This window comes from Paenibacillus sp. J31P190 (assembly GCF_059692075.1).
In genome coordinates, this window is the sequence record NZ_JCAUAS010000025.1 from 53652 (window position 1) to 70215 (window position 16564).

Consider the following 16564-nt stretch of genomic DNA (forward strand, 5'->3'; position numbering starts at 1 on the left):
AAAGGAGGACAATGGAAAGGATGGGTGACTTCATGTTGATACAGATTTCCAATTATTTGTTCATGGGTTCTTTATTATTGCTGATTGTAACTTTTATTGCAAAAGGTGCATGGAGTCAGGGATTTACTAGTTTGACTGGAGTGGGCGGCACTAGCGGGTCAGCCACTGATTTGAATATGGAACATAATCAAAAGAAACATTTTCAATTCCAAGATTCATTGCTTGGTAGAATCGTAAAGTCTTATCTCTTTTGGATATCAATTACGGGTATTCTTATTTCCATCGTTATCTCAAAGCTCTAAGGTCATAAAAAGCCGCCAAGTCAGCAAATTATTACTGGCATTGGCGGCTTTTTTGCTCACAATGATCGAAGAAATTGTCTGTTGTTGAAGGAGGCTTTTCTTTGCTTAAACCCATCAACCGAAGCCGAGCAAGAATATTCCTGGGTAAAAAAGTGTATCGACTTAAAAGGTATCTTCAGTGGTTTTTGGATGGTAAGACATATGCCAAGACGAAGCAAGCAGAGCCTCTCCCTTATCTCCTATTTTCACATAAAACACCACTCCTTAGACAGCTGAAGGATGTAGATATGTGGCTGCAACATAATAAAGTGATTAATCTAAAGACCGCAGCCAAGCAGTTAAACGGTGTCATTCTGAAGCCAGGAGAAACATTCTCCTATTGGCGGTTAATTGGCAATACGACACGGCGTAAAGGCTATCTGGACGGTATGGTGCTTTTTCATGGGCAGGTGCATGCGGGCGTTGGAGGTGGGTTATGTCAGCTTTCGAATTTAATCTACTGGATGACGCTGCATACGCCACTTACCGTAACGGAAAGGTATCGGCACAGTTATGACGTATTTCCGGATGCAGGTAGGAGTCAACCTTTTGGAAGCGGGGCAACTTGTTTCTACAATTATATAGACTTGCAAATTCTTAATGAGACGACGGAGGAGTTTCAACTCGTTATCCGGGTAACGGATACTCACTTGGTTGGGGAGTGGCGTGCTGTTAGGCCAGCCATTCATACTTATGAAATTTATGAGAACAAGCATTGGATCTCACGCGAATATTGGGGCGGTTATGTTCGCCATAATGAGATACATCGCAGAGTGCTGAACTTGGCAAGGGAAATCGTAGGTGATGAATGGGTGACTGAGAATCATGCCATAATGATGTATGAGCCCTTATTGCCGCAAGGCACATCATCAACTGCAAATCCAGAGACTTTATCGTTGTAACCAAGATAAACGGGAAATCCTATTGAAGCTGTTTGGATGATACATCCAGATGGCTTCTTTGCTTTTGTTTACATGACCTTGGTTTCCGAATAATTTTGCCTATATATGGGAAACTATTGGGTACATGATATCAGAATGGTGGTGCAGGGATGGGGACGATCCGTAGATGGTTAAATGGCATAAAATCAGCTCCAGTCAAGAAATCATCTGGTCATCTTAATCACCCGATTTCAGGGACCCTAGAAGATAACCTAATTACCCTACACGCCTTATTTAGTCATGCCCCAGATCTTGTTACTCGACAGTTTCAATTAAGAACAGGGGGCAATGCTGTACTGGTTTATTTGGAAGGGCTTATTGATAAATCAGCGATTAATAATAACATCTTAACACCGCTCATCTATGAAATCGAATCGGTTAACGATATTTGGAACTCTTCCATTACGATTGCAAAAACAGAAATTGTAAGCTTATGGTCAGATATTGAAAACTCGATTTTCCAAGGTAAAAGCATCCTGCTTATTGATGGGCAGATGCGTTCGCTTGTTTTACATACGCAAGGCTGGCCTCAAAGAGCGATTAAAGAGCCGCAAATCGAATCGACGTTAAAGGGGTCGCATCAGGGATTTGTGGAGACGTCCGGGCAGAATATTGCCCTTATCAGGCGCTATCTTCCTAATCGCGAACTGAAAATAAAAGAATATTTCGTCGGATCACGGGGAAATACGAGAGTTTCTGTGATGTATCTCGAAGATGTTGTACAACCCGATTTCGTAAAAGAAATGGAGGACCGTCTGCTGCAAATTGATGTGGATGCCATTTTAAATACGGGGGAATTAGCGGAATTTATTGAAGATCATCCCATAAGTCTTTTTCCACAATTAATCATGACGGAACGTCCGGATTCTGCAGCAGCTCATATTTTGCAAGGAAGAATAGTCGTCATTGTCGACCATTCCCCCAGTGTGATCATTGCTCCTGTAACCTTTTCGGCATTCTTTCAAAGTGTCGATGATTACAGCAATCGCTGGATCATAGCCACTTTTCTACGTCTGTTACGTTTTCTAGCCTTAATTACGACGATCTCTTTATCGGCTGTCTATATATCCATTGTTTCGTTTCATTATGAAGTACTACCTTTGGATTTGTTGATATCGATCGGGGAATCCAGAGCAAAGGTACCTTTTCCTCCGATTGTAGAGGCATTTCTCATGGAGCTAGCCTTAGAGATGTTAAGGGAAGCAGGTTTGCGTCTTCCTGGCCCTATTGGACAAACAATTGGAGTCGTAGGGGGTATTGTCATCGGACAGGCGGCGGTTCAAGCGGGAATTGTAAGTAATATTATGGTGATTATCGTTGCTATCACAGCTATTTCCTCTTTCATTATCCCGGATTACGACATGTCATCTTCGCTGCGATTGCTCCGTTTTCCCATGATGATTATGGCCTCTTTGTTCGGTATGGTAGGCATTGTGATAGGGCTGATGATTATTGGGGCCCACCTTATTTCAATGGAATCTTTTGGGATTTCCTATGGAAGTCCAGTTGCTCCAATCCGACTGTCTGATTGGAAAGACGTATGGATTCGGGTCCCCATGTGGAAAATGAAAAAACGCCCGCTCTCGGCTGATCCAACCCAACTACAAAGACAGGGAGCAAACAGAGAAGGTGAAGATCAACCATGAATAAATATTCGTTTAATCAAATTTCTTTGAAACAATATATCTTTATTATATTTGAAACGCAAGTCGGGATCGGTGTCTTATCCCTTCCCCGCGATTTAGCGAAAACTGCCGGTAAGGATGGATGGATATCCATTTTATTGGGCTGGATATTGTCTATGCTGTTAAGCTTAATCATCATTCGAATTATGGAAAAAAACCCCGAATATACGTTCATCGAACTTTTATCTAAATACTTTGGCAAGTGGGTAGGTAAAAGTTTATCTGTACTTTGGAGTCTGTATGCGGCATTTGCAGCAAGTGTGGTCATATTTTCAACGATCCATATCATAAAGGTATGGATCATACTGGATATTCGTGACTTTATCTTGATGATCCTGTTTGTCATTCCCATCTATATGATTACGAAGCATGGAATAAGGGTGATCGGAATCTTTGCTGAGTTAGTTTTTCTAGTCTCTTTGTGGATGCCTTTCTTGTTGTTTTATACACTCAAAGATACCCATTGGCTTTTCCTTCTTCCAATCGGTAAAGAAGGATTGCTTCCCATTCTGTCTACCGTAAAATCAACCATCCTTTCTTTCCTTGGATTTGAACTGGCTTTTATTCTATATCCGTTTCTAAAGGACAAAAAATCCGCGACCAAAGGAATTGTAATTGCAAACTCTTTATCCATGTTTGTATTTTTAATGGTGACAGTTATCAGTTTTGTTAGGTTTTCTCAAGATCAAATTAAAGATTACGCTTATCCCACGCTCAACTTATTGAAGCTCATCCGATTGCCGTTTTTAGAACGGCTGGAGATCACTTTTCTTTCCTTTTATTTGTTTCTGCTATTTATGACGATCATTCCCTACCTCTACACAGCTGTGCTGGGAGCAAGTCAATTATGCGGCAAGCAGGATCATCGAAATGTTTTACAAATACTCGTGTGCCTATGGACTGTAGTGTCTTTCTTTTTCCTCCCTTCTTCTTCCCAAGTAACTCAAATGGGCAAATCGTGGGGGATGGCAGGTACCTATTTCGCTTTCGTGTTTCCTATTTTCCTATGGATCTACGGATGGCTGTTTCATCTCGTTAGAAAGGAACAGAAACAATGAAGAAATGGCAGAGCATTTTCTTAACAGGGGCAGCTTTATTATGGTTAACCGGGTGCGGCAGGGCTGTTTATATAGAGACTCAACGGTTTCTTCTTATTGAGGGTATAGATTTTGATGAAGAAAAGAAGGTGGTCGTCTATTCTTCAAGTCCTGTCTTCAGTAACGTAGCTAAGGATAGATATAAAATTACAAGCACAACTGCGGATACGATGCGTGAATCGAAGAAAAAACTCGAGTCGAAACTAAGCGGCAATATTGCAGCTGGAAAATTGCAAAGTATTCTTATAGGAAAAAAAATGCTGCAGCAAACGAATGTATTACCCTACTTGGATGTCTTCTATCGCGATCCCAAAAATGAAATTAATGCGAATGTGATTGTGCTTGATGGGTCTGTGAAAGAGGTGATGCATACGAATATGAGTGATAAAGGCCGAATAGGTATTGCGATCCAACAATTGATAGAAAGTACATATAAAAGCAGAATTTCAGTGCTAACTACACTGCTGAAATTCCATCAACAAATGACGGATAATGCAATGACGCCTTGCATAACTGAAATGAGAGTAGAGAAGAATGATCTCGTTATTTCAGGGACTACTCTATTACATAAAGATGGTACCTACGCAGCTTCTATCAATAAACAAGAAAGTTCTCTACTGATATTATTGCAGCGTAATATGGACAAACCCATACCGTTAACGTTTCACCTTTCTCCTAAGATGTTTCATACGGATGAAGAAATGTCTTATGTGAGTTTCAATATGAATAAGGTAAAGGTTAATTTCAAGACAAAGTTCGAAGGAAACCATCTTACCATCGATATTCAGATGAAGGTTCCGATCGATTTAACGGAACGTATGTTTACCTTAGACATGGAGAAACAGAGCAAACTGTTGGAACAAGAGATTGAACAAGAACTTGAAAAAGAATGCCAGGATTTAATTAAGAAAGCTCAAAAGAATCAAGTAGATCCCTTTGGTTTTGGGATTTATGTGCGGGCACACGATTATAAAAACTGGAAGAAGGTAGAGGATAACTGGGGAAAAGCTCTATCTGAAGCAACAGTAAATGTTTCACCTAAAGTTGCCATCAAAAGTATCGGAGTTTCCGAATGAACAAATATTCGATGAATCAAATCTCCTTGAAACAATACATCTTTATTATATGTGAAACCCAAGTTGGGATCGGTGTCCTGTCCCTGCCACGCGATTTGGCTAAAAGTGCGGGTACCGACGGATGGATATCCATTGTACTGGGTTGGATTATGTCTATGCTGGTAAGCTTGGTCATCATAAGAGTTCTGGAGAAAAATCCCGAGCATACGTTATTCGAACTTTTAACTAAATACTTTGGTAACTGGGTGGGCAAAGGTTTAGTGGTAGCATGGATATTATTTGCGGCATATTCAGCAATTACAATCATGCTTGCAACGATTCACATCATAAAGATATGGATCGTTCCGGATATACGGAACTTCATCTTAATGATCCTGTTTATCGTTCCCATCTATATGATTACCAAGCAGGGAATAAGGGTGATCGGACTCTTTGCTGAGTTTGTTTTTATGATCACTTTTTGGATGTCCTTCTTGTTGTTATTAACACTAAAGGATGTTGAGTGGATGTACCTTCTTCCGATTGGAAAAGGAGGACTGTTTCCCATTCTTTCTGCCGTAAAATCAACCGTATTTTCTTTCCTAGGATTTGAACTGGCTTTCATCCTATATCCCTTTCTAAAGGATAAGAAATCAGCATCCAAGGGAATTGTTATTGCAAATTCCTTATCGATGATTATCTATTTAACGACTACAATCGTCTGTTTTGTTAAATTCTCTCCAGTTGAGGTGACAGAGTACGTTTATCCCGTGCTCAACTTATTGAAAGTTATCCGATTGCCTTTTTTGGAACGGCTGGAAATAATCTGCCTTTCCTTTTATTTATTTATCATTTTTATGACGATTATTCCTTACCTCTACACGGCTACGCTAGGAATAAGTCAATTATTTGGCAAACAGGATCATCGAAATTCAATACGAATTCATATCATCCTATGGATCGTTATGTGTTTCTTTTTTATCCCTACTTCTTCTCAAATAACTAAAATGGGCAAATCACAGGGGACTATAGGTTTATGCTTCGCTTTTGTGTTCCCTATTTTCCTTTGGATGTACGGATGGTTTTTTCATCGCAGAAGAAAGGAACATCGACAATGAAGAAATTCAATTACATTTTTCTAACATTGGCAATTTTATTGTTTGTATCTGGGTGCGGTAAAGCCATTTATTTAGAGAATCAACAGTTTGTTCTTACAGAGGCTATAGATTTTGATGAGAATAATAAGCTAATCGTATTCACGTCTACTCCTGTCTTCAACAAAGAAGCCACAGATAGATATAAAATCACATCAACAAGTGCTAAAACGATGCGCAAATCAAAAGGGGGAATTAATAGTAAGACGAGTGGCAACCTTGCTTACGGAAAATCGCAAAATGTTCTTATAGGAAAAAAACTGCTGCAGCAAAGAAACGCATTCCCCTATTTGGATGTTCTCTTCCGCGATTCCCGAAATGAGATTAATGCGAATGTGATTGTGGTTGATGGGGCCGTTAAAGATGTGATGTATACGAACATGAGTGATAAAGGCATAGTGTCCAATGTGATTAAACAACTGCTAGATAGCGCATATAAGAGCAGGATTTCCGTGCAAACTTCACTACAGCGATTTCATCAACAAATGAAGGATAAAGGAATGACGCCTACGTTAACTGAAATGAAAGTAGAGAAAAATGACCTCGTGATTTCAGGTACAGTTCTTTTGCATAAAGACGGCACCTATGCGACTTCTTTGAATCATCAAGAAAGTTCTCTGCTCCTATTATTACAGGGCGATGTGAATAACCCTATACCGTTAACGTTTCACTTACCTCCTGAATTGTTCCATACGGATGAAAAGTTGTCCTATGTGAGTTTCAATATAAAAAAGGCAAAGCCTAAGATGAAGGCGAATTTCGAAGGCGGCGATCTTACAATCGATATTAAGATGAAGGTTCAGATCGATTTGACGGAGCGCTTGTTTACCTTAGACTTAGATGAGAAGAAAAAACAGCTAGAACAAGTCATTGAAAAAGAGTTGAAAAAAGAATGCGAGGCTTTAATCAAGAAAGCTCAAAAATATCAAGTAGATCCTTTTCAGTTTGGCGTCCATGTACGCGCATATCAGATTAAAGACTGGAAGAAGGTAGAGGATAACTGGGGAAAAGCGCTATCTGAAGCAACTATCAATGTTTCACCTAAAGTCATCATTAAAAGTATTGGGGTTTCTGAATAGTCCTTGAGAAATGTTAATAGGTGATACCTATAAATGCGATAGCTTTTATATCTAAAGAAGAGGGGCTACTTATGATACAATGTTAGCAGTATATAACGATAGTAAATGCTTTCAAGAGCAGGTTTACTAATCTAAGGAGTGAATGGCAGTCATGGCAGATGTGAAAAAAATTGCTGTAATCGCTGGAGATGGCATTGGTCCAGAAGTCGTTGCAGAAGCGGAAAAAGTATTGAAACGTACCGAAGAATTATTCGGTTATCAATTTGAAACAGAGCACGCCTTATTCGGCGGGATTGCGATTGATGAGAAAGGGACGCCACTTCCGGAAGAAACGTTGAAAGTTTGCCAATCGGCAGACGCTGTACTTCTTGGAGCTGTTGGCGGACCGAAATGGGATAACAACTCCAAAGAGCTTCGTCCTGAAACTGGACTTCTTGGTATTCGTAAAGCGCTTGGACTTTTCTCGAACATTCGTCCAGCTTTCATTTTTGACTGCTTGAAAGAAGCTTCCACGTTGAAGCCTGAAGTGCTGGAAGGAACGGATTTGATCGTTGTTCGTGAATTAACTGGCGGGATCTACTTCGGTGAGAAATTCCGTCGTGAAACAGCTAATGGTCAAGAAGCTGTCGATACTTGTGCTTATAATGTTACTGAAATCGAGCGTATTGCTCGTCAAGCATTTGAAATCGCACAGACACGTCGCAAGAAGCTTGCTTCTGTAGACAAAGCGAACGTTCTGGAAACTTCCCGTCTATGGCGCGAAACTGTGAACCGCATTGCGGTTGATTACCCGGATGTTGAGCTAGAGCACGTGCTCGTTGATAACTGTGCGATGCAATTGCTGCGCCGCCCATCCAGCTTCGACGTCATCGTGACTGAAAACATGTTCGGCGACATTCTGAGTGATGAAGCAGCTATGCTGACAGGTTCCATCGGTATGTTGGCATCCGCTTCTCTTGGCGAAGGCGCCTTCGGCTTGTACGAGCCGGTACATGGCTCCGCACCGGATATTGCAGGTCAAGGCATCTCCAACCCAATCGCAACCATTCTTTCCGTAGCCTTGATGTTCCGTTTGACTTTCGGTTACCACGAAGCAGCGGATTCCATCGAGCGTGCAGTGAAAGAAGTGCTGGATGCGGGTCACCGTACAGGCGACATTGCGGTTGACAAGAGCAAAGCAATCGGTACTCTTGCAATGGGCCAACTGATCGTAGACGCTATGCGTAAATAATAAAAAGCTTGCCCGACGAGGCCGTAGAGGCTTCGGGGGGCGAGCTTTTTTTTGCCTAGAGTCTAGTTTGCAGCTTGTTTTCTTGTTAAGCTTGCTTCAAACATATCAATGATATAGAGGAATCTTTCAGCCTCACGAAACACATGGTCAGCAAGTAAAGGATGAATGATACTTTTTATACGACAAGCTTCGATTAAGTCCCTTGCTGTTTTTTTGAAATCTCGCAGAGAAACAACAGAAACACGATTTTGATCAAGGAATTGGTCGAGAAGCGGCTCCGTTTGAGATTGAGGACGCATTCCGCTTAAATCAACAGCTTGAAAGAGCAGTTGGTCGAAATCTTGGCTAAAGTTTCGAGCTTGCTCAACTAGTTGTCGTTCGGACGGATCAAGGAGATGCCCGATGAACTTCGCATGGTCAGCCATTATTCTCAAAAAGAAAACATTTTCATCAATGATTGCATCGGGCAGCGGTTCTAATCGACCAGCATTCAATTCCTCTAATCGATTTCTAAAATAATTAGCCTCTCTACTGGTATGATCAACTAATAAAGGGAAATTGTTACCGCCTGGAAGTTTACATTGGATGATGAGACCTAAAACCCTTCTTTTAAAAGCCCAAATGTGGGTTGCGGCTAAGTGAGCTTCCATGTTAAAGCGTATGATTTGCTCAGGATCAGCTAACTCTGTGAATGCATGGGATTTGCCTTCTATTTGTTCAAAAGTATGATAAAAATGATCCGCTTCTTGGATTAATTGCGTATCCTCACACCGAAATCCCAGCTTCAGAAATAAAGAATGCTCTTTCATAATACGTGACCAGAACCGTACCTCATCCAATGAACGACTAACGAACTCATTTGACAATTTTGACACTCTCCTCAGAAGTAGTCTGATACCCTATGTATAATCTTCGCGGGAGGAGCTTATGCAGATGTCGTGAAAATAGGACAACGGATGACTGCGATTGATTTGAAAAGTCAAAAAAAGAACAAGGAGCGGCTCGCCGTAGCAAACTACTCATTGTTCTTGTCGATTTATTTCCTATTACCTAAACTCAGGCGGGGTTCTCCGAGCAACATACGTTAAAATGGCCGCTTCAATCACAGCTTTGCGGCTCTCGCCGCGGCCAGCTACATCGGCTCATTAATTCTAAACGGAAAATAATACTTGCTTGCGCCGCTTTAAACCCAGCCTCTCCACTTCACAGCTTCTGCCATACGCTTCAGCCCAACCATGTAAGCCGACAAACGCATGTCCACTTTTTTCTCTTGTGAAGTTCGATAAACGTTATGGAAGGAATCAACCAGAATTTTATGCAGTCTCTCGTTAACCTCTTCCTCTGTCCAATAATAACCTTGATTATTTTGAACCCACTCAAAGTAGGATACGACTACACCCCCCGCGCTGGCTAGGACGTCGGGAACGATCATGATGCCTCTTTGCGTTAAAATCTCTGTAGCGATAGAAGTAGTAGGACCATTAGCTGCCTCAACCAGTAGCTTCGCCTTGATTTGCCAAGCGTTTTCCTCTGTAATTTGATTCTCTATAGCCGCTGGCACTAAAATATCACATTCCTGAACTAATAACTCTTTATTCGTGATACGGTTAGGAAATAAATTCGTAACGGTTCCGAAGGAATCCCGTCTATCCAACAAATAATCGATGTCTAATCCGTTCGGGTCATATAAAGCCCCACCTGCGTCGGAAATGCCTACCACTTTAGCGCCCGCATCATGCACGAATTTGGCCAAATAACTACCCGCATTTCCAAACCCTTGGACAATAATTCTCGCACCTTGGATAGGAATTCCAAGCACTTGGGCAGCCTCATTCATCACAATACTTACACCTAATGCGGTGGACGTTTCACGTCCTATAGACCCGCCTAGAACCAGTGGCTTGCCTGTAATAAATCCTGGGGAGTCAAACTCGCGGATGTGGCTGTATTCATCCATCATCCAGGCCATAATTTGCGAATTGGTGAATACATCAGGCGCTGGAATATCCTTAGTTGGTCCGACAACTTGGCTGATAGCACGAACATATCCCCGGCTCAGCCGCTCTAACTCTGGAAAAGACATCGAACGCGGATCACATTGAACCCCGCCTTTGCCGCCGCCATAAGGCAGATTTGTAATGCCGCATTTTATACTCATCCACATTGAAAGCGCTTTAACTTCTTCCTCTGTAACATCTGGGTGGAAGCGGACGCCCCCCTTGGTTGGACCAACCGCATCATTATGCTGAGCACGATAGCCTGTAAGTACTTTAACCGATCCATCATCCATTTTTAATGGGATTCGTACCGTCAATAGGCGCAATGGTTCCTTTAGCAGTTCATAAAGGGAGTCAGCGTACCCCATTTTTTTCAGTGCCGTTTCAATCACCAGCTGCGTTCTTGCCAACACATCCACATTTTCCACATTTTCTACCGTAACGCTCATCCTATTTCCCCCTATATATATTTATTGATAAGTACTCTTAAAAAAGAGCCCTCCATTGAATGATAGAGGGCCCCACACTGCCTTAAATTTTGCGGGACGTTAATTTAGCTTGTGTAAAGAGCAACAGGTAGTCATAACCGCCTGCTTTGGAATCCGTACCTGACATATTGAATCCGCCAAACGGGTGTACACCGACTAACGCACCTGTACATTTACGATTGATGTATAAGTTGCCGCAATGCACGGTCTCCAGAGCTTCAGCGATACGTTCTTCGTTCGTGGAGAAGTAAGAACCGGTCAAACCGAATTCAGTGTCATTGTACATTGCGATTGCTTCCTGCCAATCTTTCGCTTTCGCAATAGCGAGCACGGGTCCGAAGATCTCTTCTTGCATAATCCGCGCTTTGCCGCTAACATTACCGAACACGGTCGGTTGGATGTAATAGCCGTTTCCTTCAGCCTTCTCACCGCCGGCAAGCAGAGTGCCTTCTTGTTTCCCAATTTCGATATATTCCAAAATTCTTTCGTACGAAGTCTTATCGATAACTGGACCTGCAGCGAAATTGTTTTCTGGCAGCCCGATTTGCAGTTGTTTCGTCAAAACGGCTACTTTTTCTACAACTTGGTCATACACGGATTCCACAATAACCGCTCTGGAACCAGCTGAACATTTCTGACCTTGGAATCCAAACGCTGATGCGACAATCGCGGATGCTGCTGCATCCAGATCAGCCGTTTCATCAACGATAATGCCGTCTTTTCCACCCATTTCAGCAACGACGCGTTTGATCCAAATCTGACCTGGAACCGTGTCCGCGGCCAACTTGTTAATGCGCAGACCTACCTCTTTGGAACCTGTAAAGCTAATGAAACGAGTCTTCGGATGTGTCGTCAAGTAATCGCCAACTTCAGCGCCGCTTCCCGGAATGAAATTGATAACACCGTCTGGAAGTCCTACTTCTCGCATCAAAGCAACAAACTTGTGCGCAATGATTGGCGTTGTAGAAGCAGGTTTAAGAAGAACCGTATTACCTGATACAACGGCAGCAGTCGTCATGCCCACGCAAATAGCGAGCGGGAAGTTCCACGGCGGAATAATGACGCCAACGCCAAGTGGGATATAGGAAATTTTATTGTCTTCACCGGCAATTTTGGTTAACGATTGAGTTTCATTGATTTCGCTCAAACGAATGATTTCCCGAGCGTAGAACTCGATGAAATCAATAGCTTCCGCGGTATCTACGTCAGCTTCTACGTAGTTCTTACCTGATTCCAAAATCATAAGTGCAGAAAATTCATGCTTACGTTCACGCATAAGCGCTGCCGCTTTAAACAAATATTCCGCCCGCTCTTTAACATGAACACGCTTCCAAGATTCGAAAGTCTCCAAAGCAGCGACCATTGCTTTTTCCGCTAGTGCTTGATTCGCTTTGCTCACATAACCAATCACTTCATCCACATTGCCTGGGTTAATGGATTTGATTTTCGCTTCAGTAACTACTTTCTCAGATCCGATATAAAGCGGGTACTCTTGACCTAATTCCGATTTCACTTTCGCAATAGCGGCTTCCATAGCTTGCTTATTTTCATCCAAAGAAAAATTAGTGAACGGTTCGTTTGCATAAGGGGTTGCTTTTGTAAATGTGCTCATATTCATTCTCCTCTCCCTTTGCGGGCCTATTTAAACATATTTTTAAGAACAAACCAGGCATTCGCTGGCCGCTCGGCTAACCGTCTCATAAAGTATCCAAACCAATCGACACCATAGGGAACATAGACGCGGACACGGTATCCTTCTTTAACCAATTGCTTCTGCATCTCTTCACAAATGCCATAAAGCATCTGAAATTCGAATTGATCTCTGGAGATTCCATTCTCACTTACGAATTGTTTGGTGAAGTTGATGATCGCTTCATCATGGCTGGCAACAGCCGTATAATGATCATTTTTCAAATGCATTTGAATGATTTTTTTATAATTTTCATCGACGTCTTTCTTTTCTGGAAAAGCAACTTGAGGGGATTCCTTATATGCCCCTTTAACAAGACGCAAGTTGGCACTCAGCGCACTCAAATCCTGGATATCTTGCTCCGTTCGGAACAGATAAGCTTGAATCACGATCCCTACATTATCGAACTCTTCTCGAAGCTCACGGTAGATATCAAGAGAAACTTGGCAGTGTGCGTAATCCTCCATATCGATCCGAACAAAATTACCATATTGGCGCGCTCGATTCAGAATTCGTCTCATATTGTTTACGCAAAGCTCTCTGCTGATATCTAGGCCGAGTGATGTCATTTTCAAAGAAAGATTGGACTGTACACCTGAGCTGGCAATGGCATCTAATGTTTGTATGCACATATCAGCGGACAATGTAGCTTCTTCTTCACTAAAGACGAATTCTCCTAAATGGTCTAAAGTCGCGATTCGGCCATCCTTATTGAGCCCGCTTACAGCATCAATGGATTGTTTGATGGTTTCACCAGCTACGAAGCGGGCGGCTCCAAATCGAAGGCCGTACTTTTTGGCTAATCGATTCGCAGAACGGCTCTTGCCCAATGATTGAAACATGTTTCTCAGCATCATTTCCATGTATGATTCCCCCAGAAGAATTGAACAATGTTGTTTAATTTCATGAGAGAAATATACACCATTATTTTTATTTTGAACAGCAATTGTTTAAAAATAATGGAATTCGGATAAAATGGTTGAACATTTTCGTTGAATAACTATTTTCATACACGCAATGCGGATTCGATAATAGAAGAGATTTCAGCCTATTTGCAAAAGGATCAAGCTTCGTTGCCTTGGCAGCGAAGCTTGTATTGTTACAGCAGAAGATCTCTCTCTTATTAACAAATGCTCGAATGATACGAACATCGCCGCTGGGGAATGCGAAAGATCTATTTTCATTCATCAAGGCCCCAAAATTTTTGAATTTCAAAGCCTGAAGATACTTCCATTGGATTAATCCAATAGAAGTAGAGATTTGACAACCTGGAAGTCAATTTCATTGGATTTTTTCCAATAAAAGCACGAATTTCGAGGCATGAGAGTCGATTCCATTGGAAAATTCCAATAGAAGTATAATTTCGTGCTGAATACCGATACGAATGTTCCTTAAGGTTAAAAGAGCATAAAGCATCCAACATTACTCTAACCCAAGAAGGCATAAGCCGTTCATTTTATAATATTATGCTTGGCTCTAGGTGCTGGCACTTCGGAAACGGGTGCAGCTTCTTTTTCAGCTTGGAAGAAATGTGTAAAAATGCTCATATAGAACAGCGAATAGTCAGACAAATACACATAATAAACACAATTGTAAAATATTTCTTGTACACTTTTTTCTAATTTGTGTATAGAATGAACATCGAACACACAAATAGGGGGTCTACTATGAAGAAGCGAATTAAAAACATGTTTTTTGTAAGCGCTATCACAAGTTTGATGATTTTAAGTGCTTGCGGACAAGGAACGACCTCCAGCGGTAAAGCTGCTGAAGGCGACATTTTGATTGGTCTGCAGCTACCTCTAAGCGGTAACGAAGCGAAAATGGGACAGGATATGAAACAAGCAGCTGAACTCGCTGTCGAAAAAATCAATGGGACGGGCGGTATCAACGGCAAAAAGATCAAATTGACTGCCGAAGACGACGCGTGTGATCCGCAAACCGCGACGGCGGCCGCTAATAAACTAGTGTCTCAAGGCGTTACCGCAATTGTTGGCGGTTATTGCTCCGGAGCTACAATTCCGGCAACAGGCGTTTACCATCAAAGCGGAATCCCGATGGTCATCACTGCCGCGAATTCGATGAAAATCTCCGATCAGAAGTTCCCGGAAATATTCATGATCAATGGTACGACTCTTCACCAAGCTGAAATTGCAACCGATTACATGATGAAAAAGAAAAACGCGAAAAAAATCGCCATCATTCACGATAATTCCGGTTATGCAAAAGATTTAGCTGAACGTACGAAAGCGGCCGTTACAGCGGCAGGCGGACAAGTTGTCGTCTTTGACGCGATCAATCCGGATGAAACGGACTTCTCGCCGCTTGTTTCCAAGCTGAAGCAAGCTCAGCCGGATGCAACGTACTGGACTGCTTACTATAAAGCAGGCGGATTGTTTATCAAGCAGTTCAAGCAGCAGGGCGTTAGCGGAATTATCGGCATTGGTGACGGAGCAAACGACAAAACAATCGTTGACATTGCCGGCAAAAACGCGGTTGAAGGAGCTTTCATCACAACGCCGCCAACTGCTGATCTACTGCCGGAAGCGAAGAAGTTTACGGATGAATACAAAGCGAAATTCAACCAGGAGCCAGGTCCATACTCCGCGCTTGAATTTGACGGTATGAACATTATGGCTGATGCGATCAAACGTGCGGGCTCCACGGACAAAGCCGCAATCGCAGCTGCCTTGAAGAAAACGGATCTTAAGACTCTGAATGCCGATCAAACAGCCTTTAACGACAACGGCACGCTGAAAAAATCGAACTTCGTGATGTTGCAAATTAAGAACGGCAGCTTTGTTAAAGCCGAATAATAGAGATTTCCCAACAATTTTGGAGTGGTGCGGTGCCAGATGGCGCCGTACGCCACTCTAACAGGAATAGGAGTGCCCGCCTTGCAAATAACGACTGACTTGTTTATTCAACAGTTGATCAACGCGCTCATCATCGGCTCGTTCTATGCTTTAATCGCTCTGGGCTATTCCATGGTTTATGGCATTATCAAATTGCTGAATTTTGCCCATGGCGACGTGTTCATGGCCGGTGCTTTCGTTGGCTATACCGTTCTTGCGAAGCTTACCGGCGTGGGAGGAAGCGTGCTTGGACTAGTGGCTGCCTTTGTCATTTCAATGATTGTAACCGGTTTTCTTGGGATGGGTATTGAACGGATTGCTTACCGTCCTCTATTGAAGGCACCAAAGTTGTCCATTCTCATTACCGCGGTAGGCATGTCGCTTGTTCTTGAAAACGGCGTGATGGCAGCATACGGCTCCAAGCCGCATATTATGCCGATTACGCTCCCGACGGCAGGCTTTCAATTGTTGGGTGCGCAAATCACTTATACGCAGATCGGCATCATTGCCATCTCGGTTCTACTCATGGTTGGTCTGCAGCTGTTTATCCACAAAACCATTTATGGGAAGGCGATGCGGGCAATCGCCCTTGACCAGACGGCATGCAGCTTGATGGGCATTAATGTGAGACGCGTAATTGCGCTTACGTTCTTTGTAGGCTCATCTCTCGCAGCCTCGGCAGGCATGATGAACGCAACTTATTACGGTACCATCACGTTTATGATGGGATTCATTTTTGGATTGAAAGCGTTTACCGCAGCGGTCATCGGCGGAATCGGCAGTATTCCAGGTGCCATGCTTGGCGGCCTAGTGCTCGGACTTTTGGAAACATTCGGCACCTATGCGCTCGGAAGCGAGTGGAAGGACGTATTTGCTTTTATTATTCTCATTTTATTGCTTGTCTTAAAACCAACCGGCATGCTTGGAAAAAAAGTGACGGAAAGGATGTAG

Annotated in this window: 14 protein-coding genes; 10 read left to right on the forward strand and 4 right to left on the reverse strand. The window is 42.6% G+C overall.

Annotation, left to right across the window (positions count from 1 at the left end):
* Positions 1–32: 32 nt before the first annotated feature.
* The 8 genes from AC58U0_RS30625 to leuB all read left to right on the forward strand — a co-directional run bounded on the left by AC58U0_RS30625 (position 33) and on the right by leuB (position 8583).
* Positions 33–302 (forward strand): hypothetical protein, encoded by a 270-nt coding sequence (locus tag AC58U0_RS30625; RefSeq protein WP_497382587.1) that lies wholly within the window; start codon positions 33–35, stop codon positions 300–302.
* A gap of 101 nt (positions 303–403) precedes the next feature.
* Positions 404–1243, forward strand: coding sequence for a VanW family protein (locus AC58U0_RS30630; protein WP_497382588.1), 840 nt, complete (start codon positions 404–406; stop codon positions 1241–1243).
* Positions 1244–1392: 149 nt separating this feature from the next.
* Positions 1393–2928: a spore germination protein gene (locus tag AC58U0_RS30635; RefSeq protein ID WP_497382589.1), complete on the forward strand. Its 1536-nt coding sequence runs from the start codon at positions 1393–1395 to the stop codon at positions 2926–2928.
* Positions 2925–4025, forward strand: coding sequence for a GerAB/ArcD/ProY family transporter (locus AC58U0_RS30640; RefSeq protein WP_497382590.1), 1101 nt, complete (start codon positions 2925–2927; stop codon positions 4023–4025). Before AC58U0_RS30635 ends, AC58U0_RS30640 begins: the two co-directional genes overlap by 4 nt.
* The gene (locus AC58U0_RS30645; RefSeq protein WP_497382591.1) at positions 4022–5140 is read left to right on the forward strand and encodes a Ger(x)C family spore germination protein; all 1119 of its coding nucleotides are present in this window, start codon (positions 4022–4024) and stop codon (positions 5138–5140) included. The genes AC58U0_RS30640 and AC58U0_RS30645 overlap by 4 nt, the downstream gene beginning before the upstream one ends.
* Positions 5137–6237: a GerAB/ArcD/ProY family transporter gene (locus AC58U0_RS30650; protein WP_497382592.1), complete on the forward strand. Its 1101-nt coding sequence runs from the start codon at positions 5137–5139 to the stop codon at positions 6235–6237. The genes AC58U0_RS30645 and AC58U0_RS30650 overlap by 4 nt, the downstream gene beginning before the upstream one ends.
* Entirely contained in the window at positions 6234–7352 is a 1119-nt protein-coding gene (locus AC58U0_RS30655; protein WP_497382593.1) for a Ger(x)C family spore germination protein, read from the forward strand. The genes AC58U0_RS30650 and AC58U0_RS30655 overlap by 4 nt, the downstream gene beginning before the upstream one ends.
* A 151-nt stretch (positions 7353–7503) precedes the next feature.
* Positions 7504–8583 (forward strand): 3-isopropylmalate dehydrogenase, encoded by a 1080-nt coding sequence (gene leuB, locus AC58U0_RS30660; protein WP_057304668.1) that lies wholly within the window; start codon positions 7504–7506, stop codon positions 8581–8583.
* Between the two features lie 62 nt (positions 8584–8645).
* Here the strand turns inward: leuB and AC58U0_RS30665 are convergent, their stop codons facing one another.
* From AC58U0_RS30665 to AC58U0_RS30680, 4 genes are all read right to left on the reverse strand, one after another.
* Positions 8646–9449 (reverse strand): DUF2935 domain-containing protein, encoded by an 804-nt coding sequence (locus tag AC58U0_RS30665; RefSeq protein WP_497382594.1) that lies wholly within the window; start codon positions 9447–9449, stop codon positions 8646–8648.
* A 317-nt stretch (positions 9450–9766) separates the two neighbouring features.
* Positions 9767–11029, reverse strand: a complete 1263-nt coding sequence (locus AC58U0_RS30670; RefSeq protein WP_497382595.1) for a Glu/Leu/Phe/Val family dehydrogenase — start codon at positions 11027–11029, stop codon at positions 9767–9769.
* Positions 11030–11111: 82 nt separating this feature from the next.
* Positions 11112–12680 (reverse strand): L-glutamate gamma-semialdehyde dehydrogenase, encoded by a 1569-nt coding sequence (gene pruA / locus AC58U0_RS30675; RefSeq protein ID WP_497382596.1) that lies wholly within the window; start codon positions 12678–12680, stop codon positions 11112–11114.
* 26 nt (positions 12681–12706) lie between these two features.
* Positions 12707–13621 carry a proline dehydrogenase family protein gene (locus AC58U0_RS30680; RefSeq protein WP_497382597.1) on the reverse strand — a complete coding sequence of 305 codons (915 nt, stop codon included), beginning with the start codon at positions 13619–13621 and terminating at the stop codon, positions 12707–12709.
* 804 nt (positions 13622–14425) lie between these two features.
* On the opposite strand from AC58U0_RS30680, the gene AC58U0_RS30685 reads away from it, so the two are divergent.
* The gene (locus AC58U0_RS30685) at positions 14426–15574 is read left to right on the forward strand and encodes a branched-chain amino acid ABC transporter substrate-binding protein (protein ID WP_497382598.1); all 1149 of its coding nucleotides are present in this window, start codon (positions 14426–14428) and stop codon (positions 15572–15574) included.
* Positions 15575–15655: 81 nt separating this feature from the next.
* On the forward strand, positions 15656–16564 hold the full coding sequence (locus AC58U0_RS30690) for a branched-chain amino acid ABC transporter permease (RefSeq protein ID WP_497382599.1): 909 nt from the start codon (positions 15656–15658) through the stop codon (positions 16562–16564).